This window comes from Serratia sp. TSA_130.1 (assembly GCF_052691795.1).
The window spans coordinates 992,579-1,014,054 of sequence record NZ_JBQZFS010000001.1 but is presented as its reverse complement, the minus strand read 5'-3'; the positions used below and the strand labels follow the sequence as shown (position 1 = coordinate 1,014,054).

19 protein-coding genes are annotated in these 21,476 nt (G+C 58.0%); 15 read left to right on the top strand and 4 right to left on the bottom strand.

Annotation, left to right across the window (positions count from 1 at the left end; all coding sequences use genetic code 11):
• The first annotated feature begins 19 nt into the window (after window positions 1-19).
• From ACUTQY_RS04660 to ACUTQY_RS04640, 5 genes are all read left to right on the top strand, one after another.
• Window positions 20-1,399 (top strand): PTS ascorbate transporter subunit IIC, encoded by a 1,380-nt coding sequence (locus tag ACUTQY_RS04660; RefSeq protein WP_046687550.1) that lies wholly within the window; start codon window positions 20-22, stop codon window positions 1,397-1,399.
• Window positions 1,400-1,412: 13 nt separating this feature from the next.
• Window positions 1,413-2,264 carry a transketolase gene (locus ACUTQY_RS04655; RefSeq protein WP_180336639.1) on the top strand — a complete coding sequence of 284 codons (852 nt, stop codon included), beginning with the start codon at window positions 1,413-1,415 and terminating at the stop codon, window positions 2,262-2,264.
• On the top strand, window positions 2,257-3,216 hold the full coding sequence (locus tag ACUTQY_RS04650; protein ID WP_042785104.1) for a transketolase family protein: 960 nt from the start codon (window positions 2,257-2,259) through the stop codon (window positions 3,214-3,216). The genes ACUTQY_RS04655 and ACUTQY_RS04650 overlap by 8 nt, the downstream gene beginning before the upstream one ends.
• 223 nt (window positions 3,217-3,439) lie before the next feature.
• On the top strand, window positions 3,440-3,910 hold the full coding sequence (locus ACUTQY_RS04645; protein ID WP_229597901.1) for a putative T6SS immunity periplasmic lipoprotein: 471 nt from the start codon (window positions 3,440-3,442) through the stop codon (window positions 3,908-3,910).
• 89 nt (window positions 3,911-3,999) lie between these two features.
• Window positions 4,000-4,446, top strand: coding sequence for a hypothetical protein (locus ACUTQY_RS04640; protein ID WP_046687549.1), 447 nt, complete (start codon window positions 4,000-4,002; stop codon window positions 4,444-4,446).
• A gap of 111 nt (window positions 4,447-4,557) precedes the next feature.
• On the opposite strand, the gene pta is transcribed toward ACUTQY_RS04640, so the two are convergent.
• On the bottom strand, window positions 4,558-6,717 hold the full coding sequence (pta, locus tag ACUTQY_RS04635; RefSeq protein WP_004936066.1) for a phosphate acetyltransferase: 2,160 nt from the start codon (window positions 6,715-6,717) through the stop codon (window positions 4,558-4,560).
• Window positions 6,718-6,791: 74 nt separating this feature from the next.
• Entirely contained in the window at window positions 6,792-7,994 is a 1,203-nt protein-coding gene (ackA, locus tag ACUTQY_RS04630) for an acetate kinase (protein ID WP_004936063.1), read from the bottom strand.
• A gap of 358 nt (window positions 7,995-8,352) precedes the next feature.
• Here ackA and yfbV point away from each other — a divergent pair, with 358 nt between their 5' ends.
• The 4 genes from yfbV to ACUTQY_RS04610 all read left to right on the top strand — a co-directional run bounded on the left by yfbV (window position 8,353) and on the right by ACUTQY_RS04610 (window position 12,049).
• A complete protein-coding gene (gene yfbV / locus ACUTQY_RS04625) occupies window positions 8,353-8,808 on the top strand; it encodes a terminus macrodomain insulation protein YfbV (RefSeq protein WP_004936061.1) in 456 nt (151 codons plus the stop codon).
• 142 nt (window positions 8,809-8,950) lie between these two features.
• The gene (locus ACUTQY_RS04620) at window positions 8,951-9,445 is read left to right on the top strand and encodes a YfbU family protein (RefSeq protein WP_033643864.1); all 495 of its coding nucleotides are present in this window, start codon (window positions 8,951-8,953) and stop codon (window positions 9,443-9,445) included.
• Between the two features lie 17 nt (window positions 9,446-9,462).
• Window positions 9,463-10,119 (top strand): sugar phosphatase, encoded by a 657-nt coding sequence (locus ACUTQY_RS04615; RefSeq protein WP_033643863.1) that lies wholly within the window; start codon window positions 9,463-9,465, stop codon window positions 10,117-10,119.
• A 97-nt stretch (window positions 10,120-10,216) separates the two neighbouring features.
• Complete coding sequence (locus tag ACUTQY_RS04610; protein ID WP_033643862.1) at window positions 10,217-12,049, top strand: SLC13 family permease; 1,833 nt, start codon at window positions 10,217-10,219, stop codon at window positions 12,047-12,049.
• Window positions 12,050-12,076: 27 nt separating this feature from the next.
• Here ACUTQY_RS04610 and yfbR read toward each other — a convergent pair whose 3' ends face one another.
• Window positions 12,077-12,676: a 5'-deoxynucleotidase gene (gene yfbR / locus ACUTQY_RS04605; RefSeq protein ID WP_015378582.1), complete on the bottom strand. Its 600-nt coding sequence runs from the start codon at window positions 12,674-12,676 to the stop codon at window positions 12,077-12,079.
• Between the two features lie 107 nt (window positions 12,677-12,783).
• Entirely contained in the window at window positions 12,784-13,998 is a 1,215-nt protein-coding gene (locus tag ACUTQY_RS04600; RefSeq protein ID WP_342188151.1) for a pyridoxal phosphate-dependent aminotransferase, read from the bottom strand.
• An 856-nt stretch (window positions 13,999-14,854) separates the two neighbouring features.
• Here ACUTQY_RS04600 and lrhA point away from each other — a divergent pair.
• The 6 genes from lrhA (at window position 14,855) to nuoF (ending at window position 21,424) form a co-directional block, all read left to right on the top strand.
• The gene (gene lrhA / locus ACUTQY_RS04595; RefSeq protein WP_033643860.1) at window positions 14,855-15,799 is read left to right on the top strand and encodes a transcriptional regulator LrhA; all 945 of its coding nucleotides are present in this window, start codon (window positions 14,855-14,857) and stop codon (window positions 15,797-15,799) included.
• 707 nt (window positions 15,800-16,506) lie between these two features.
• Complete coding sequence (gene nuoA / locus ACUTQY_RS04590) at window positions 16,507-16,944, top strand: NADH-quinone oxidoreductase subunit NuoA (protein ID WP_004936040.1); 438 nt, start codon at window positions 16,507-16,509, stop codon at window positions 16,942-16,944.
• Between the two features lie 15 nt (window positions 16,945-16,959).
• A complete protein-coding gene (locus ACUTQY_RS04585; protein ID WP_004936039.1) occupies window positions 16,960-17,634 on the top strand; it encodes a NuoB/complex I 20 kDa subunit family protein in 675 nt (224 codons plus the stop codon).
• Between the two features lie 96 nt (window positions 17,635-17,730).
• On the top strand, window positions 17,731-19,527 hold the full coding sequence (gene nuoC, locus ACUTQY_RS04580) for an NADH-quinone oxidoreductase subunit C/D (protein WP_033651942.1): 1,797 nt from the start codon (window positions 17,731-17,733) through the stop codon (window positions 19,525-19,527).
• Between the two features lie 2 nt (window positions 19,528-19,529).
• On the top strand, window positions 19,530-20,081 hold the full coding sequence (nuoE, locus tag ACUTQY_RS04575; protein ID WP_046687546.1) for an NADH-quinone oxidoreductase subunit NuoE: 552 nt from the start codon (window positions 19,530-19,532) through the stop codon (window positions 20,079-20,081).
• On the top strand, window positions 20,078-21,424 hold the full coding sequence (nuoF, locus tag ACUTQY_RS04570) for an NADH-quinone oxidoreductase subunit NuoF (RefSeq protein ID WP_015378579.1): 1,347 nt from the start codon (window positions 20,078-20,080) through the stop codon (window positions 21,422-21,424). The genes nuoE and nuoF overlap by 4 nt, the downstream gene beginning before the upstream one ends.
• The last annotated feature ends 52 nt before the right edge of the window (window positions 21,425-21,476 follow it).

Genomic DNA, 21,476 nt, shown 5'->3' with positions numbered 1-21,476 from the left:
AACGATTGGCGAGGTGGATATGTTTATCCAGGAAACGCTTAAGTTTGTGGTGGATATATTAAAGGTGCCTTCGGTACTGGTCGGGCTTATTGCGCTGATCGGTTTGCTGGCGCAAAAGAAATCATTTTCCGACGTGGTGAAAGGCACGGTAAAAACCATTCTCGGCTTTATCGTTTTGGGCGGCGGCGCCACGGTATTGGTCGGGTCGCTCAATCCGCTGGGCGGCATGTTCGAACACGCGTTTAATATTCAGGGCATCATTCCGAATAACGAAGCCATCGTCTCCATCGCGTTGGAGAAATACGGTGCTTCCACCGCGCTGATCATGGCGTTCGGCATGGTGGCGAATATCGTGGTGGCGCGCTTTACCCGATTGAAATACATCTTCCTCACCGGCCACCACACCTTCTACATGGCCTGCATGATCGGCATCATCCTGACGGTGGCGGGCTTCGAGGGCGTACAGCTGGTGTTCACCGGCGCGCTGACCCTGGGGCTGGTGATGGCGTTCTTCCCGGCGATCGCCCAACGCTATATGCGCCGCATCACCGGCAACGACGATATCGCCTTCGGCCACTTCGGCACCCTGGGCTATGTGCTGTCCGGTTGGATCGGCTCGAGAGTGGGGAAAAACTCGCGCTCGACCGAAGAGATGAACCTGCCGAAAAACCTCAGTTTCCTGCGCGACAGCTCCATTTCGATCTCGATGACCATGATTGTCATCTACCTGATCCTGGCGATCTGCGCCGGGCGGGCCTATGTGGAAAGCGAGCTCAGCGGCGGCCAGAACTACCTGGTGTATTCGATTATCCAGGCTATCACCTTCGCCGCCGGGGTATTCATTATCCTGCAGGGCGTGCGCTTGATTCTGGCAGAGATCGTGCCGGCGTTCACCGGCTTCTCGGAAAAACTGGTGCCTAACGCGCGGCCGGCGCTGGATTGCCCGGTGGTTTACCCCTATGCCCCCAACGCGGTGCTGATCGGCTTCCTGTTCAGCTTCCTCGGCGGGTTGGCCGGGCTGTTCCTGCTGGGGCAACTGAAGATGGTGTTGATCCTGCCCGGCGTAGTGCCGCATTTCTTCACCGGCGCTACCGCCGGGGTGTTCGGCAACGCCACCGGCGGGCGGCGCGGTGCGATGCTGGGCGCTTTCGCCAATGGTCTGCTGATCACCTTCCTGCCGGTGCTGCTGTTGCCGGTACTGGGGGCGCTGGGCTTTGCCAACACCACCTTCTCCGACGCCGACTTCGGCGCGATCGGCATCCTGCTGGGCAACATGGCGCGCTTTATGTCGAAGGAGATGATCATGCTGGCGATTGTCGCCGTGTTTGCGCTGCTGGTGGCGCATAACTTCCTGGGAAAACGCAAAGGCGCGCCGGCCGCTGACCGCGTCGAGAAATAACGAGGGCAGAGTGATGAACGACACAACGAGCGAAATGGAAATTGAAGAGCTGCGCGCCCTGGCGCGCGCCATCCGCCTGGAAACATTGAAGGCGTTGACCGGGCTGGGGTTTGGCCACTACGGCGGCTGTATGTCGGTGGTCGAGACGCTGGCGGTATTGTACGGCGGCGTGATGCGCATCGATCCGGCGGATCCGGACTGGCCGGAGCGCGATGACTTCGTGCTGTCGAAGGGGCACGCCGGCCCGGCGCTGTACAGCACGCTGGCGATCAAGGGCTACTTCCCGCTGGCGGAGTTGCAAACTCTCAATCAGAACGGCACGCGCCTGCCGAGCCATCCGGACCGGCTGCGCACGCGCGGCGTGGACGCCACTACCGGCTCGCTGGGGCAGGGTGTGTCGATCGCCGCCGGCATGGCGCTGTCCCATCGGCTGGCGGGGCGCCGCAATCGGGTGTTCAGCATCCTCGGCGACGGTGAACTGAACGAAGGGCAGTGCTGGGAGGCGTTCCAGTTTATCGCCCACCACAATCTGAACAACCTGACGCTGTTTATCGATTACAACAAACAGCAGCTGGACGGCGCGCTGGACGAGGTGATCCAACCGTTCGATCTGGCCGCCAAGTTCCGCGCTTTCGGCTTTGAGGTGCAGACCATCAAGGGCGACGACATTGCGGCGCTGCTGGCGGCGGTGAGGCCGGCGCGCGGCGGAGAACAGCGGCCGCTGGCGATCGTGCTCGACAGCATCAAGGGACAGGGGGTGACCTATTTGGAAAACCTGTCGAACTCACACCACCTGCGCCTGACGCCGGACGTGCAGCAGGAGATTGAAAAAGCCATCGCCGAACTGGAGGCCGCCCATGTTTAACGTAGTGACGCAGTTGGAAAACGACGCCGTCGAAATGCGCAAAGTCTATGCCGGCGCGGTGCGGCGGCAGATTGAAGCGGGCGCGCCGATCATCGCGCTGGAGGCGGATCTGATGAGCTCCATGGCGATGGACGGCGTGCATAAGGATCACCCGCAGCACGTGATTAACTGCGGCATCATGGAGGCTAACGTGATCGGCGTCGCCGCCGGGCTGTCGCTGACCGGCCGGGTGCCGTTCGTGCACACCTTTACCGCCTTCGCCAGCCGCCGCTGTTTCGATCAGCTGTTCATGTCGCTGGATTATCAGCGCAACAACGTCAAGGTGATCGCTTCCGACGCCGGGGTGAGCGCCTGCCACAACGGCGGCACCCACATGTCGTTCGAGGATATGGGCATCGTGCGCGGGCTGGCGCACTCGGTGGTGCTGGAAGTGACCGACGCCACCATGTTCGCCGACATTCTGCGCCAGCTGATGGATCTGCGCGGCTTCTACTGGGTGCGCACCATCCGCAAGCAGGCGACGCGCATCTACCAGGACGGCTCGCGCTTTACCATCGGCAAGGGCAACCTGCTGCGCGACGGCGACGATATCACGTTGATCGCCAACGGCATCATGGTGGCGGAGGCGCTGAAGGCGGCGGAGATGCTGGCGCGGCAGGGCGTCAGCGCGGCGGTGATCGATATGTTCACCCTCAAGCCTATTGACCGTGAACTGATCAAAACCTACGCGGCCAAGACCGGACGCATCGTCACCTGTGAAAACCACAGCATTCATAACGGGCTGGGGTCGGCGGTGGCGGAGGTATTGGCGGAGGAATGTCCGACGCCGATGCGGCGCGTGGGGGTGAAGGAGCGTTACGGCCAGGTGGGCACCCAGGCGTTTTTACAGCAGGAGTACGGCCTGACCGCCGAGCACATTCTGGAGGCTGCCGGGCAGCTGCTGCAAAAATAGTTCTCGAGTCAATAACAACTGCTGTAACGAATGAGGTCTGGTGCTCTGGACAAAGCACATAGCTTCCTGCCCAGTATCTGAGTCATGACTCACGCGTTATCAACTGAGAAGCCCCTTAGGGGGCTTTTTGTTTTTAATGGATAATAGATGGCCAATGCTTAGGTAAAAAGAGATAATAAAAATAGTATAATAAATACAATTAGTTATATTCATGGAGTGAATAATGATAACAGCAAGAGGCTCGTTCAGAAGGCTGACGCTAGGCGAGATCACGCTATCCCGTTCTACGCTCATCATGATGATGTTGCTCAGTGGCTGTATGCTTGAAAAGCAACGTTTTTACACTGCGGATATTACGCTGAGGGGAAATGATCTCTGTTTCTCTTTACCGCAAACCGACCCAACACAGAGTGGCAGGGTCAGTCTGGTCAGTATCGCTATTGAACACCGGTTGGGTAGCCAAACGCATGAACTCTGGCGTAGGACCATTCTACCGCCGAAGCCCGTTGAGACGATTACGCCCGGCCAATGTATCCCATACTCGTTCAAGGCATTTGAGAGCAATGTGCCATATACCGTGGCAATCAGTACCGTAGATCCTCAGGATGCAGATTCCAAACGTTTCTGGCAGCGCAGTTTCTCGCTGAAAATCAGTGACGGCCAGATTTCGCAGGTTATTGCCAGCGCGAAGTAATAAAGCCAGAGAAGGGATGAATGAGATGACTGGGGCAGCAATGTGTGTGAAGCGGGGTGATTGGTATAACGCTTGAGAAGGAATTGATTATGCAACTCGGCATGGTTACTAAATGGGCTCATCGGCTATTGACGACGGTTTTGTTGGTTATTGTCGTTGGCTTTGCGGGGTATTGGTATGCCACCCGCGATACTTATGACGATAAGCTCTACAGCAAAAAGCAGTTGACCGACGAGATTTGGCTCTATGTCACCGAGTACCAGAATGCGGGGGCCACCGACACGGATGTGTATCGTTACTATTTGAACGGAAGCCTGGATGGCGACCCTATCAACGTGCTGAGTCAAAGCGCGCCAATTTTGACGGCGGATCGGGCTGATGCAACTATCCGCGGCGAGGGCAACCGCGTCACCATCAATTTTTCCGGGAAGGTGTATTCCTTTACGAATTCGGCATTTTTCTATGCCACGAACAGCCAAATCCCCATCATGCCTACCATTGATTTTTCTGCACGGGGCGTCAGCGCCTGGCGATGATGGTGGGTGCTGCGGATTTGGCGGGTATTGTCTAAAACAGCATCATCACCAAGAATATCAGGCATAAAAAAGCCAGTCAGGATTACCTGACTGGCTTTTTTTAACGGTTTATTACGCCTTGGCGGCGGCAGCGTCAGCCTGGGAAGACTGGATCGCCGTCAGCGCGACGGTGTAGACGATATCGTCAACCAGTGCGCCGCGCGACAGGTCGTTCACCGGCTTGCGCATGCCTTGCAGCATCGGGCCGATGGAAACCAGGTCAGCGGAGCGCTGTACCGCTTTGTAGGTGGTGTTGCCGGTGTTCAAATCCGGGAAGATGAACACGGTCGCCTGGCCGGCCACCGGTGAGTTCGGCGCCTTGGACTTGGCAACGTCGGCCATGATGGCGGCGTCGTACTGCAGCGGGCCGTCGATGATCAAATCCGGGCGTTTTTCCTGCGCCAGACGGGTCGCTTCGCGCACTTTCTCTACGTCGCTGCCCGCACCGGAGTTGCCGGTGGAGTAGGAGATCATCGCAACGCGCGGCTCGATGCCGAAGGCCGCGGCGGAATCCGCAGACTGGATGGCGATTTCAGACAGCTGCTCGGCGGTCGGATCCGGGTTGATCGCGCAGTCGCCGTAGACCAGTACCTGGTCAGGCAGCAGCATGAAGAACACGGAGGAGACCAGCGAGCTGCCCGGTGCGGTTTTGATCAGCTGCAACGGCGGACGGATGGTGTTGGCGGTGGTGTGAACCGCACCGGAGACCAGGCCGTCGACTTCGCCTTGTTCCAGCATCAGGGTGCCGAGCACCACGTTGTCTTCCAGCTGCTCGCGCGCGACCACTTCGGTCATGCCCTTGCTCTTACGCAGCTCAACCAGACGCGGCACGTAGTTTTCACGCACGGCGACCGGATCGACGATTTCGATGCCTTTGCCCAGCTCAACGCCTTGCGCCGCCGCGACGCGCTGGATCTCGTCCGGGTTGCCGAGCAGCACGCATTCCGCGATGCCGCGTTCGGCGCAGATGGCCGCCGCTTTCACGGTGCGCGGCTCATCGCCTTCCGGCAGCACGATGCGCTTGCCGGCTTTACGCGCCAGCTCGGTCAGCTCGTAACGGAACGCCGGTGGAGACAGGCGGCGTGAACGCTCGGAGGTGGCGGTCAGCGAATCGATCCACTCGGTGCTGATGTGGCTGGCCACGTAGTTCTGCACTTTCTCGATGCGCTGGTGGTCGTCCGCCGGCACTTCGAGGTTGAAGCTCTGCAGGCTCAGCGAGGTCTGCCAGGTGTTGGTGTCGACCATGAACACCGGCAGGCCGGTCTGGAAGGCGCGTTCGCACAGCTTCTTGATCGGCTCGTCGATGGCGTAGCCGCCGGTCAGCAGGATGGCGCCGATTTCCACGCCGTTCATCGCCGCCAGGCAGGCGGAGACCAGTACGTCAGGACGGTCTGCGGAGGTCACCAGCAGGGAGCCAGGGCGGAAGTGTTCCAGCATGTGCGGGATGCTGCGCGCACAGAAGGTCACGGACTTCACGCGGCGGGTCATGATGTCGCCTTCGTTGACCACGCGGGCCTTCAGGTGGCGAGCCATGTCGATGGCGCGGGTGGCGATCAGATCGAAGCTCCACGGCACGCAGCCCAGAACCGGCAGCGGGCTGTTGGCGAACAGCTGCGCAGGATCGACGTGGGCGATGCTGGCCTTGGTGGAGTCGTCGAAGATTTCGGACAGGTCAGGACGGGTGCGGCCCTGATCGTCGACCGGCGCGTTCAGCTTGTTGATGATAACGCCGGTGATGTTTTTGTTCTTGCTGCCGCCGAAGCTGGTGCGCGCCAGTTCGATGCGCTCTTTCAGCTGCGCCGGGGAGTCGTTGCCCAGCGCCAGCACGAAGACGATCTCGGCGTTCAGGGTTTTGGCGATCTCGTAGTTCAGCGCGTTGGCGAACTGATGCTTGCGGGTCGGCACCAGGCCTTCGATCAGCACCACTTCCGCGTCTTTGGTGTTCTCGTGGTAGCGCGCCACGATCTCTTCCATCAGCACGTCTTGCTGGTTGGAGCTCAGCAGGCCCTCAACGTAGTCCATGCGCAGCGGTTCGGCCGCCGGAATGGTGGAGTTGCTGCGGATGATGGTGGTGGTCTGGTCGAGTGCGTTGTCGCCGGTGCGCGGTTGAGCGATAGGTTTGAACACGCTCAGACGAACGCCTTTTTGCTCCATGGAGCGGATGACACCCAGGCTGACGCTGGTCAGGCCGACGCTGGTGCCGGTGGGGATCAACATAATAGTACGTGACACAGAATAGTCCTCTTCACGATTAACATGAGGCTAAAACAACACCGTCAGCCTGGGCTGACGGTGTTTTGAGAGCATTACGCGGTCAGGCGGGATGCGTCCTGCGCGATGACCAACTCTTCGTTGGTCGGGATCACCAGCGCCAGGCGGCTGCCGTCTTTGGTGATGGCGCCGGATTTGCCGAAGCGAGCGGCCATGTTGCGGTCGTGGTCGATTTCGAAGCCCAGCAGGCCCAGTTTGTTCAGGGTCAGCTCACGCACCATGCCGGCGTTCTCGCCGATGCCGCCGGTGAAGATCACCGCGTCCAGACGGCCTTCCATCAGCGCGCTGTAGGCGCCGACGTATTTGGCCAGACGGTGGCAGAACACGTCCATGGCGCGTTTGGCGTCGGCTTTGCTGTCGTAGTTGTCTTCAACGTAACGGCAGTCGCTGGTGACTTCGGTCAGGCCCAGCAGGCCGGATTCTTTGGTCAGCATCTTGTTGATCTGATCAACGCTCATGCCCAGAGAATCGTGCAGGTGGAAGATGATAGCCGGATCGATGTCACCGCTGCGGGTGCCCATTACCAGGCCTTCCAGCGGGGTCAGACCCATGGAGGTGTCAACGCACTGGCCGTTGCGCACTGCGGTGACGGAGCCGCCGTTGCCCAGGTGGCAAGTGATCACGTTCACTTCTTCTACCGGCTTGTTCAGCATCTTCGCGGCTTCTTGAGTCACGTAGAAGTGGCTGGTGCCGTGTGCGCCGTAGCGGCGAACGCCGTGGTCGCGGTACAGGCTGTACGGCAGGGCGTACAGGTAAGATTCTTCCGGCATGGTCTGGTGGAACGCGGTGTCGAACACGGCAACGTTCTTGTCAGCCAAGTGAGGGAAGGATTTCAGCGCTTCCGCGATGCCGATCAGGTGAGCCGGGTTGTGCAGTGGTGCAAACGGCACGGAATCTTTGATACCCTGCAGAACTTCGTCGTTGATCACGGCGGAAGCGGTGAACTTCTCGCCGCCGTGCACGATGCGGTGGCCGATAGCGGTCAGCTGCGCAGAAAGCTCTGGTTTTTGTGCCAGAATAGTATTAACAATGAAGTTCAGCGCTTCGCTGTGTGCAGCGCCGGCCCCCAGGGCAGCTTCGTGTTTGGCGCCGTCCATTTTCCACTTGATGCGAGCTTCAGGCAGGTGGAAACACTCGGCCAAACCGGAGAGGAATTCGTCGCCGTTAACGGCATCGATGATGGCGAATTTCAGAGAAGAACTGCCGCAGTTAAGAACCAGTACTAGCTTACTCGACATGGAAGTACCTACTTAAATAGTCGTGTTGTTAAAAGAAAATCGAACACACGTGGTGAATTAATCGTCAATCAGACAACAAGCGTAGCGCATAGTGCCGATGACATTTATGATTAACATCATGTGAAGTGCACAAATCACAGGATGATGGAAAAACCGATGATTTCTCTGCGGTTTAAATAATCTTGATTTTTATAGGGCTAAAAGTTGACAAAATTTACGTCATCTTCTACCGGCCACAAGGCCGGCTTAGGATACCGATAGCCCGGTGCAAACACAAAATAAATTTAAAGCTTCAAATTTTTTAGTATGGGCTCTGGCAGCACGCTTTTAGTTTCTTTACGTGACGTTGAGGTACGCAATGACGAGCAAACCGTCCGGTTCCGTAAGCTGGTTTCAGGTCTTCCAGCGCGGGCAGCATTATATGAAAACCTGGCCGTCAGACAAACGTCTGGCACCGGTCTTTCCGGAGAACCGCGTTGCGCGTGCCACCCGTTTCGCTATCCGTTTCATGCCGCCGTTGGCGATTTTCACGCTGACCTGGCAGATCGCGCTGGGCGGCCAGCTCGGCCCGGCGATCGCCACCGCGCTGTTCGCCTGCAGCCTGCCGATGCAGGGCTTGTGGTGGCTGGGGCGTCGCTCTGTTACGCCGCTGCCGCCGACGCTGCTGCAATGGTTCCATGAGGTGCGCAACAAGCTGACGGAAGCCGGGCAGGCGGTGGCGCCGCTCGAGGGCACGCCCACCTATCAGACGTTGGCCGATCTGCTTAAGCGCGCCTTCAAGCAGTTGGATAAAACCTTCCTCGACGATCTGTAAATGAAAAAGGCCGCGCTGATGCGGCCTTTCTCGTCAAAGCGCCAATAACCCCGGTTTAAATCAAAGAACGGTCGAGTTGTGATTTCCTGCGTTCTTGCGCTGTGCGATGCTCCCGCCATCATACAGAAATGAGGAAATCCTGATGGAAATGACCCATGCCCAGCGCCTGATCCTGTCGAATCAGTACAAGATGATGACGCTACTCGATCCGGACAACAGCGATCGTTATCGCCGGTTGCAAACCATCGTCGAACGCGGCTTCGGCTTGCAAATGCGCGAGCTGGATCGTGACTTTGGTGAACTGAGCGAAGAGGTATGCCGCACCATCATCAACGTGATGGAGATGCACCATGCGCTGCAGGTTTCCTGGGGCAATCTGAAAGAGAAACAGGGGCTGGACGAGCGCCGCCTGGCGTTTCTCGGCTTCGACGCCGCCACCGAGGCGCGCTACCTGAGCTATGTGCGTTTCCTGGTCAACACCGAGGGGCGCTATACTCACTTCGATTCCGGCAGCCACGGTTTCAACGCCCAGACCAAAATGTGGGAAAAATACCAGCGTATGCTGGCGATCTGGCTGGCCTGCCCGCGCCAGTATCACTTGAGCGCCGTTGAGATAGCGCAAATCATCAATGCTTGATTAAAAAGAGGTTTTCTGTGGAGTGTAAGGGTTTTCTGTTCGATCTTGATGGCACCCTGGTGGATTCGCTGCCGGCGGTAGAGCGCGCCTGGACGCACTGGGCCGAGCGTCGCGGCGTCGATCCGCAAGCGGTGCTGGACTTCATTCACGGTAAACAGGCCATTACTTCTCTGCGCCACTTTATGCCGGGTGAAAGCGAAGCGGAAATTCAGCGCGAGTTCCAACTGCTGGAGCAGGTGGAAGCGCAGGATACCGAAGGCGTTCGCGCGCTGCCGGGCGCCATCGCGTTGTTGGAGCGCCTGAACGCGCTCGGCATCCCTTGGGCGATCGTCACCTCCGGTTCGGTGCCGGTGGCCGGCGCTCGCCGCCAGGCCGGCGGTTTGCCGCAGCCGGCGGTGTTCATCACCGCCGAGCAGGTTAAACACGGCAAGCCTCAGCCCGATGCCTACCTGCTGGGTGCCGAACGTCTGGGGCTGGCGCCGCACGAGTGCGTGGTGGTTGAAGACGCGCCGGCCGGCATTCTTTCGGGGCTGGCGGCGGGCTGCCAGGTGATTGCGGTCAACGCCCCGGCCGACGCGCCGAAGCTGGAGCAGGTTGACCTGCGGCTGGATTCGCTGGCGCAGATCGCCGTTGATAAAACGGCGCAGGGCGCGATCGTTCGCCTACTGGCCTGAGTGGCATTATCTTCACCCTAATTGATTAGACCCCGCCTTTGCGGGGTTTTTTTATGCTATTTTTTAAGCCCTTGGACATTTGCCGGATGAGGCCGTTTTGAACAGCGAATTACTGTGGGTGCTGAGTTTACTGCTGATTGCCATCGTGCTGTTTACCACCAACAAGCTGCGCATGGACGTGGTGGCGCTGTTGGTGATCATCGCCTTCGTGCTGAGCGGCACGCTCAGCCTGCAGGAGGCGACGGTCGGGTTCAGCGATCCCAACGTGATTCTGATCGCCGCGCTGTTCGTGATCGGCGAAGGGTTGGTACGCACCGGGGTGGCCTATCAGGTGGGCGACTGGTTGGTGAAAGTGGCCGGCAGCAGCGAAACCAAAATGTTGATGCTGCTGATGGTGACGGTCGCCGGGCTGGGGGCATTTATGAGCTCGACCGGCGTGGTGGCGATCTTTATCCCGGTGGTGCTCAGCGTGACGGCCAGAATGAAGATCGCGCCGGGGCGGCTGATGATGCCGCTCAGCTTTGCCGGGCTTATCAGCGGCATGATGACGTTGGTGGCCACGCCACCCAATATGGTGGTCAACAGCGAGCTGGTGCGCGAAGGCATCCATGGTTTCGGTTTCTTCAGCGTGACGCCGATCGGCCTGGTGGTGCTGGCGCTGGGGGTCGGCTACATGCTGATCGCCCGGCGTTGGCTGGGCAGCGGTGACACGGGCAAAGCCGGCGACGGCTGGCAGCGCCGCACCTTCCGCGATCTGATCCGCGATTACAGACTGACCGGCCGCGCGCGGCGGCTGGCTGTCCGCAGCGCTTCGCCGCTGATTGGGCGTTCGCTGGATGAACTGCACCTGCGTGCGCGCTACGGCGCCAACGTGGTGGGCATCGAACGCTGGAAACGCTTTCGGCGGGTGATGGTCAGCGCCTCCGGCAGCACCGAGCTGCGCGAGGGCGACGTCCTCTTGATCGACATGTCGGACAGCCAGATCGATCTGCGCGAATTCTGCGGCGAACAGCGGCTGGAGCCGATGGTGCTGCGCGGCGATTACTTCTCGGAACAGTCGCGCAACGTCGGCATGGCGGAGGTCTCGCTGATCCCTGACTCGGCGCTGCTGGGCAAAAGCCTGCGCGAAGCGGCGTTCCGCAGCCGCTACGATCTGAACGTGGTGGGCATCCGCCGCCACGGCGAGACGCTCGGCGGCAAACTGGTGGACGAGCCGCTGGAGCTGGGCGACATTTTGCTGGTGATCGGCGACTGGAAGGCGATCCGTCAACTGCAGGCCAAAACCCATGACTTTATCGTGCTCAACTTGCCGGCCGAAGTGGACGAAGTGGCGCCGGCCATCACACAGGCGCCGCACGCGCTGTTTTGCCTGGCGTTGATGGTGGCGATGATGCTGACCGACGAAATCCCCAACCCGATCGCGGCGCTGATCGCCTGTTTGCTGATGGGCAAATTCCGCTGTATCGACATGGAGAGCGCTTATAAATCGATCCATTGGCCGAGCATCATTTTGATCGTCGGCATGATGCCGTTCGCGCAGGCGCTGCAAAAGACCGGCGGGGTCAGTCTGATCGTCAGCGGGCTGATGGATGTCGCCGGCGGGGCGGGGCCGCGCGTGATGCTGCTGTGCCTGTTCGTCTTGTGCGCGACTATCGGGCTGTTTATTTCCAACACCGCGACGGCGGTGCTGATGGCGCCGATCGCCATCGCCGCCGCGCGCGAAATGGGCGTCTCGCCATACCCGTTCGCGATGATTATCGCCATCGCCGCGTCCGCCGCCTTTATGACGCCGGTCTCTTCACCGGTCAACACGCTGGTGCTGGGGCCGGGCAATTACAAGTTCGGCGATTTCGTGCGTCTCGGCGTGCCGTTCACCCTGCTGGTGATGGCGGTCAGCGTGATTGTGGTGCCGTGGCTCTACGGTTTTTAACGGCGCAGCGAGGCTGCGCCGGCGGGGTTACAGCGAACTGTCGAGGCTGATTTCGTCCAGCGACAGGCTGAAGCTGGGAATGAACACTTCCATGAAGTAGTCCATCTCCGGGCTGCGGCGCTGTTCCAGGGTTTTATCCAGCCTCGCCTTGGCCAGGGTGAATTCGTTGTTGCCGGCAGACAGCTCTTCCAGGCATTTCAGGTAGGCGCACAGCGCGTCAGCCTGCTTCACCACCTGCTTTTCATCTTCGCTGTAATAATGCTCATCGAGAATGGTGCGAAAATCGTTGCGCAGCTCCGCCGGGATCATGTCCAGCAGCTTTTGCTGGGCGATCTTTTCGATCTTCTTGTACTCATGGGCGATCTGCGGATTGTAGTATTTGATCGGCGTCGGCATGTCGCCGGTGATCACTTCGCTGGCGTCATGGTACATCGCCAACAGCGCAACGCGGTCGGCGTTGAGGTTGCCGTTGAATTTGCGGTTCTTGATCACCGCCAACGCGTGGGCGACAAAGGCCACCTGCAGACTGTGTTCGGAGACGTTCTCGGTGCGCACGTTGCGCATCAGCGGCCAGCGGTTGATCAGTTTCAGGCGGGACAGATGGGCGAAGAAATGGCTCTGACTCATGGTGCTCTCTTTAACGGCAAGTGAGGGCCCCATTGTGAAGCAGTGTCGGCGAATTTTGCAACCGGGCTGTGAGGGAAGGGCGCAGCGAGGCGCTGCGCCCCTGATGATTATTGGTGATAGCCTTCCAGGAAGCGGCCCAGCTTGCCGACCGCCATTTCCAGTTCGTCTACGCGCGGCAGGGTGACGATGCGCACGTGATCGGGGTAAGGCCAGTTGAACGCGGAGCCCTGCACCAGCAGCACTTTTTCCTGCAGCAACAGATCCAGCACCAGCTTCTGGTCGTCATGGATGTTGAAGCGTTTGGCATCGATGAGCGGGAACATGTACAACGCGCCCTGCGGCTTCACGCAAGAGACGCCCGGGATGTCGTTGAGTAATTCCCAGGTGCGGTTGCGCTGTTCGTACAGGCGGCCGCCGGGCTGAATGAATTCGCTGATGCTCTGATAACCGCCCAGCGCGGTCTGAATCGCGTGCTGCATCGGCACGTTGGCGCACAGGCGCATCGAAGCCAGCATCTCCAGCCCTTCGATATAACCTTTGGCGTGCTTTTTCGGCCCGTTCAGTACCATCCAGCCCTGGCGGAAGCCCGCCACGCGGTAGGTCTTCGACAGGCCGTTGAAGGTCACGGTCAGCAGATCCGGCGCCAGCGCGGCGATCGAGTGGTGCTCTGCTTCGTCGTACAGGATCTTGTCGTAGATCTCGTCGGCGAAGATGATCAGGTTGTGTTGACGGGCGATCTCGACGATCTGCTCAAGCAGCGCTTTGCTGTAGACCGCACCGGTCGGGTTGTTCGGGTTGATGATCACGATGCCGCGGGTGCGCGGGGTGATCTTGCTGATGATGTCGTCCAGATCCGGGAACCAGCCGGCCTGCTCATCGCACAGGTAATGTACGGCCTTGCCGCCGGACAGCGACACTGCGGCGGTCCACAGCGGATAGTCCGGCGCCGGCACCAGCATTTCGTCGCCGCTGTTGAGCAGCGCCTGCATGGACTGAACGATCAGCTCGGAGACGCCGTTGCCAATGTAGATATCCTCAACGGTCACGTCACGCATGTTGCGCGCCTGATAGTGCTGCATGATCGCTTTACGCGCCGAGAAGAGGCCTTTGGAATCGGAGTAGCCTTGCGCCGTGGGCAGATTGCGGATCACGTCGACCAGGATTTCGTCCGGGGCGTCGAAGCCGAACGGGGCAGGGTTGCCGATGTTCAGTTTCAGGACTTTATTGCCTTCTTCTTCAAGACGTTTAGCTTCTTTAAGCACCGGGCCGCGAATGTCATAGCAGACGTTGTCCAGTTTGCTGGATTTCTCAATGGGGGACATAAAAAGTTGAGCCTTTTGCTGGGATAGGGGCGCTCCTACCGTGGGACGCCGCAACCCGCCCAATGTACTCCTGGCGTAGTTGCTTTTGAAGGGTTTTGCACGCCTTTGGTGCAAATGCATGTCGTAACGGGGGATTTTAGTTATGATAAGCAAAGGTAAAGTTATTTTGTGGTTCATAATTTCATGAACTATAATTTTACTAGGGTTTTGTTCTGTGAAATCGAGCGTCGTTCAACGCGACGCGCTGGCGTCAGCGCTTGGGTGTGGAGAACTGATAAGCCATAAGGGAGAATGGTTTTCAGTAACTGTAAAGGAACGATAATACCGGAGTTGTCTGATAGCGGGTTGTCAGATGACACACCACACTAAGAAAAATGGCATATTTACATAAGCTTTACTTTATATTTTATCTTAAGCATTGTTTATGTGGTTATGAGAATATTATTTAAAGTAAAAATCTTACTGATTGAATTTATTAAATTCATTGCGTGGTGACACGAAGTCGGTGCCGTTAATTATTTATATTTCTTGCTCGTAAATGCAGTCTGAACGCCAGTTGATAAGGGTTATCAGTAGCACGAATGGAGTGGAAATTAGGCAGTATGAATGAGTAAAATCTCAGGCCCGGTGGGGGTTTTCCCCGTATGCCGGCATTTAGTCCCCCGCGTTCTATAAGCAGCATCGATAGATCGCATTTCAAAAAGCGATAGAGGTAACGAATCATAAGTAATTTTTTTGCCCTCCACTTATGAGTGGGGTACTGTCATAACAGGCTCCGTCCTTTTTCAACGGCGTCTGAGAAACACACCAGGGTAGTAGTTCGTAAATTAGAATTTAAAAAAGTGAAGAATACACTATGACAACTGCAAATCGTCCGATACTTAATCTCGACCTCGATCTGCTAAGAACCTTTGTTGCGGTTGCTGATTTGAATACTTTCGCAGCGGCGGCTGTCGCCGTTTGCCGTACTCAATCAGCCGTCAGCCAACAAATGCAGCGATTAGAGCAACTGGTCGGCAAAGAACTGTTTGCCCGCCATGGGCGCAACAAACTTCTGACTGAGCATGGTATTCAGCTTCTCGGTTATGCCAGAAAAATCCTGCGCTTTAACGATGAAGCCTGTACCTCTCTGATGTACAACAATATTAAAGGTGTTCTGACCATCGGCGCTTCCGACGACACCGCCGATACCATTCTGCCTTTCCTGCTGAACCGCGTAACCGCCATCTATCCGAAGCTGGCTATTGACGTGCGCGTGAAGCGCAGCACGACGATGGTCGATCTGCTGGAAGAGGGCGAGATCGATCTGGCGGTGACCACGGCCGATCCCGAAGGGCATCCGCACATCGTGCTGCGCACGTCGCCGACGTTGTGGTACTGCGCCGCCGATTACCATTACCAGGCCGGCGAGCCGATCCCGCTGGTGGTGATGGACGAGCCAAGCCCGTTCCGTTCGCTGGCGATCAAGCAGTTGGACGAAGCCGGCATCCCGTGGCGCATCGCCTACGTCGCTTCCACGCTGTCCGCGGTGCGGGCGGCTTGCAAGGCCGGCCTGGGCGTGACCGCGCGGCCGATCGAGATGATGAGCCCTGACCTGCGGGTGCTGGGCGCGGCGGAAGGTTTGCCGCCGTTGCCGGATACCCAGTATGCGCTGTGCAAAAACGCGCAGTGCAGCAACGAGCTGGCGATGGCCATCTTTAGCGCGATGCAGGGCGGCAATGACGGCTATGGCTTCAACGGCGCGGAAGGCGGTCTCCAGAGCGATCAGGATGACGCCAGCCTGGTGGACGAAGAAGAATAACGCTGCGGCGCGATATCTGATGAAAACCTCTGCTTCGGCGGAGGTTTTTTTTGTCCTTTTTTTACCTAAAATTGTATTTATATGTGTTTGGTTTGTTTTTTTAATTGAGTTGGATGTTTTGTTAACTTTTAAGCGTTACTGAAAAGAGAGTTTGGCCGGGTTTAATACGCTAAGTTCGTTTTTTGAGCAATAAGATTGAATGGGTTAAAGGCATGGTAATAGCAGGGTTATTTTGTTAGCTTATAGCGGCCGTTTTTGCGGCTCAATTTGAGGAAAATTGTTAAAGGGCCACACTTTTTTTGAGGATTTATGCTGAAAACGTGTCCTGGATCAAAAAAATACCCCTAGGTAGTGAGTGGAAGAACAGGGAATTCCTGAGACAATGGTATAGTAAAACTGAAATGTGCATGTTGGTTTATATCTATCTGTTTCTACACAAAAATTAACTGACACGATTTAGCCTGTCCCTGGCGCATCAAATGTTAATCAAATGATACGTATGTAAACTAGTGTGTAGATACTTTTGTCAAAGTTGACAAAAGGTTATAGAAAGGAGTAAAAAGCCCACAGAAAAACGCTGCCTAACTCGCTGTAAAAGCAGTTTGTTTGTGTGGTTATTTATCCTTCCCTTAAATCGATGTGGCGCACTAACTGCCGGTGACAAGAGCAGTGCGATCGACGCCACTTTTGATGAGTAAGCATAGAGTATGTCAACAACCACTGAAGTTATCGCTCATCACTGGGCGCTCGCCGTATTTCTCGTTGTGGCTATCGGGCTCTGCGGCTTAATGCTGCTGGGCGCGTTCTTCTTGGGCGGGAGAGCCCGGGCGCGCGCCAAACACACCCCGTTTGAATCAGGCATCGACTCGGTCGGCACGGCGCGCATGCGTTTGTCCGCCAAGTTCTACCTGGTGGCCATGTTCTTCGTTATTTTCGACGTTGAAGCCTTATACCTGTATGCCTGGTCGGTCTCGATTCGCGAGAGCGGCTGGGTAGGCTTTATCGAAGCCGCCATTTTCATTTTGGTGCTATTGGCCGGTCTGGTTTATCTGGTGCGCATCGGCGCGTTGGATTGGACTCCGGCGCGTTCCCAACGCCGCAGCAAACCGAGCACGATCACTAACACCAACAGTCATCCGCAGTAACAGCGAGGCATTAAGATGGACTATACGCTCACCCGCATAGACCCGAACGGTGAGAACGACCGTTATCCCCTGCAAAAACAGGAGATCGTCGCCGATCCCCTGGAACAACAGGTCCACCGCACGGTTTACATGGGTAAACTCGAGCATGCGCTGCATGACATGGTGAACTGGGGGCGTAAAAACTCTATTTGGCCGTATAACTTCGGCCTTTCGTGCTGTTACGTGGAGATGGTGACGTCGTTTACCGCCGTTCACGACGTGGCGCGTTTCGGTGCGGAAGTGTTGCGCGCCTCCCCGCGTCAGGCTGACCTGATGGTGGTGGCCGGCACCTGCTTCACCAAGATGGCCCCGGTCATCCAACGTCTGTACGAGCAGATGCTGGAACCCAAGTGGGTGATCTCGATGGGCGCTTGCGCCAACTCCGGCGGCATGTACGACATCTATTCCGTGGTGCAGGGCGTGGACAAGTTCCTGCCGGTCGACGTGTACATTCCCGGCTGCCCACCGCGTCCGGAAGCCTACATGCAAGCGCTGATGCTGCTGCAGGAATCCATCGGCAAAGAACGTCGCCCACTGTCGTGGGTTGTCGGCGATCAGGGCGTTTACCGCGCCAATATGCAGTCTGAAAGAGAGCGTAAACACGGCGAGCGCATCGCGGTGACCAACCTCCGGACGCCTGACGAGATTTAAGACGTTCATTTAACGTCCATCTTAGTGCGCTATTGGTTAACACAGCGAAAAGTGAAACTTGCGGCGAATAACCCTTTAGTGTGGTGAAAAAAAATTATGACAGATTTGACGACGCACGACGCCTTGCCTGCCTGGCAGACCCGAGATCACCTTGACGACCCGGTGATCGGCGAACTGCGCAACCGTTTTGGGCCGGAAGCCTTTACTGTTCAGGCCACCCGCACCGGCATGCCCGTGGTATGGGTTAAACCTGACCAGTTACTGGAAGTAATGACGTTCCTGAGAAAACAGCCGAAGCCGTATGTCATGCTGTTCGATCTGCATGGCGTGGACGAACGTCTTCGCACCCACCGCGACGGCCTGCCCGCTGCGGATTTCTCCGTTTTCTACCATCTGATTTCCATCGAGCGCAACCGCGACATCATGCTGAAGGTGGCGCTGTCTGAAAAAGACCTGCACGTGCCGACGGCCACCAAGGTGTTCCCAAACGCCAACTGGTATGAGCGCGAGACCTGGGAAATGTTCGGCATCACCTTCGACGGCCACCCGCACCTGTCGCGCATCATGATGCCGCAGACCTGGGAAGGGCACCCGCTGCGCAAGGACTACCCGGCGCGCGCCACCGAATTCGATCCTTTCGTGTTGACCAAGCAGAAAGAAGATCTGGAGATGGAAGCGCTGACCTTCAAACCGGAAGACTGGGGCATGAAGCGCGGCACCGAGAACGAAGACTTCATGTTCCTCAACCTCGGCCCGAACCACCCGTCTGCGCACGGTGCGTTCCGCATCATTCTGCAGCTGGACGGCGAAGAGATCGTCGACTGCGTGCCGGATATCGGCTATCACCACCGCGGCGCTGAGAAGATGGGCGAGCGTCAATCCTGGCACAGCTACATTCCGTACACCGACCGCATCGAATACCTCGGCGGCTGCGTGAACGAAATGCCTTACGTGCTGGCGGTTGAAAAGCTGGCCGGCATCAAGGTGCCGGAGCGCGTTGACACCATTCGCGTGATGCTGTCCGAACTGTTCCGCATCAACAGCCACCTGCTGTACATCTCCACCTTCATTCAGGACGTCGGCGCGATGACCCCGGTGTTCTTCGCCTTTACCGACCGCCAGAAGATCTACGATCTGGTGGAAGCGATCACCGGCTTCCGTATGCACCCGGCCTGGTTCCGTATCGGCGGCGTCGCGCACGATCTGCCGCGCGGCTGGGATCGCCTGCTGCGTGAATTCCTCGAATGGATGCCGAAGCGTCTGGATTCCTACGTGAAAGCGGCGCTGAAGAACAGCATTCTGAAAGGCCGTTCCATCGGCGTCGCGTCTTACAACGCCAAAGAAGCGCTGGAATGGGGCGTGACCGGTGCCGGTCTGCGCGCCACCGGCGTCGAGTTCGACGTGCGTAAATGGCGCCCGTACTCCGGCTACGAGAACTTCGACTTCGAAGTGCCGGTCGGCGACGGCAACAGCGACTGCTACACCCGCGTGATGCTGAAGGTGGAAGAGCTGCGCCAGAGCCTGCGCATCCTCGAACAGTGCCTGAACAATATGCCGGAAGGCCCGTTCAAGGCCGATCACCCGCTGACCACGCCGCCGCCGAAAGAGCGCACGCTGCAGCACATTGAAACGCTGATCACCCACTTCCTGCAGGTTTCCTGGGGCCCGGTGATGCCAGCCAACGAATCATTCCAGATGATTGAAGCCACCAAAGGGATCAACAGCTACTACCTGACCAGCGACGGCAGCACCATGAGCTACCGCACCCGGGTACGTACGCCGAGCTTTGCGCACCTGCAGCAGATCCCATCGGTCATCCGAGGCAGCCTGGTTTCCGACCTGATCGTCTATCTGGGTAGTATCGATTTTGTAATGTCAGATGTGGACCGCTAACTATGGACTCTCAAAAAGACAATCACGCAGTCAACGATGCGCTCGAGCCCATCAATGCAGCCGCTCCTCAGAGCGGCGTTGATGCATTTGTACTGAGCGCGCAAGAACGTGATGCGATCGAGCACGAAAAGCACCATTACGAGGATCCGCGCGCCGCTTCCATCGAAGCACTGAAAATTGTGCAGAAGCAGCGCGGCTGGGTTCCGGACGGTGCGATTTACGCCATCGCGGAAGTGCTGGGCATCCCCGCCAGCGACGTAGAAGGCGTGGCCACGTTCTACAGCCAGATTTTCCGTCAGCCAGTAGGACGTCACGTGATCCGTTATTGTGACAGCGTTGTTTGTCACATCACCGGTTACCAGGGCATTCAGGCCGCTATCGAGAAGAAGCTGAACATCAAACCGGGTCAAACCACCTTTGATGGCCGCTTCACGCTGCTGCCGACCTGCTGTCTGGGCAACTGCGATAAAGGGCCGACCATGATGATTGATGACGACACGCACAGTCAGCTGAAGCCTGAAGATATCGAGACGCTACTGGAGCAGTATCAATGACCAAGCACATTGTACGCACTCCCGAAACGCATCCGCTGACCTGGCGTCTGCGTGATGACAAGCAGCCGCTGTGGCTGGACGAATACCGCAGCAAAAACGGCTATGCCGGCGCAGAGAAGGCCCTCAAAGGCCTGGCCCCGGACGAGATCGTCGGCCTGGTGAAAGATTCCGGGCTGAAGGGCCGCGGCGGCGCGGGCTTCTCCACCGGTTTGAAGTGGAGCCTGATGCCGAAGGATGAATCCATGAACATCCGTTACCTGCTGTGTAACGCCGATGAGATGGAGCCGGGCACCTATAAAGACCGCCTGCTGATGGAGCAGCTGCCGCACCTGCTGGTGGAAGGCATGCTGATCTCCGCGTTCGCGCTGAAAGCCTACCGCGGGTACATCTTCCTGCGCGGCGAGTACATCGAAGCGGCGGCGCACCTGCGTCGCGCCATCGCGGAAGCCACCGAAGCCGGCTATCTGGGCAAGAACATTCTCGGCACCGGGTTTGATTTCGAGCTGATCGTCCACACCGGCGCCGGCCGTTACATCTGCGGTGAAGAAACCGCGCTGATCAACTCGCTGGAAGGCCGCCGCGCCAACCCGCGTTCCAAGCCGCCATTCCCGGCCAGCGCCGGCGTCTGGGGCAAGCCGACCTGCGTCAACAACGTCGAAACGTTGTGCAACGTGCCGGCCATTTTGGCGAACGGCGTGGAGTGGTACACCGGCATCTCCGGCAGTGAAGACAAAGGCACCAAGCTGATGGGCTTCTCCGGCCGGGTGAAAAATCCGGGCGTCTGGGAGCTGCCGTTCGGCACCACCGCGCGCGAAATCCTGGAAGATTACGCCGGCGGCATGCGCGACGGTCTGCGTTTCAAAGCCTGGCAGCCGGGCGGCGCGGGCACCGACTTCCTGACCGCCGATCACCTCGATCTGCCGATGGAATACGGCGCGATCGGCAAAGCCGGCAGCCGTCTCGGCACCGCGTTGGCGATGGCGGTAGACCACGAGATCGGCATGGTGCCGCTGGTGCGTAACCTGGAAGAGTTCTTCGCCCGCGAGTCCTGCGGCTGGTGTACGCCTTGCCGAGATGGCCTGCCGTGGAGCGTGAAGATCCTGCGTGCGTTGGAAAACGGCGAAGGGCAGCCGGGGGATATCGAAACCCTCGAACAGCTGTGCCGTTCCCTCGGCCCGGGCAAAACCTTCTGCGCCCACGCGCCAGGTGCCGTAGAGCCACTGCAAAGCGCGATTAAATATTTCCGTGAAGAGTTCGAGGCGGGTATCGCCGTGCAGCACTTCGGCAACGCGCATGCGATTGGCGGCATTCAGCCGAACAATCTGCTGAAGCAACGCTGGTAAGCCGACTCGCCCGAACACGGCCAGAATTTTTGATTAACGCCTGCCGCAAGGC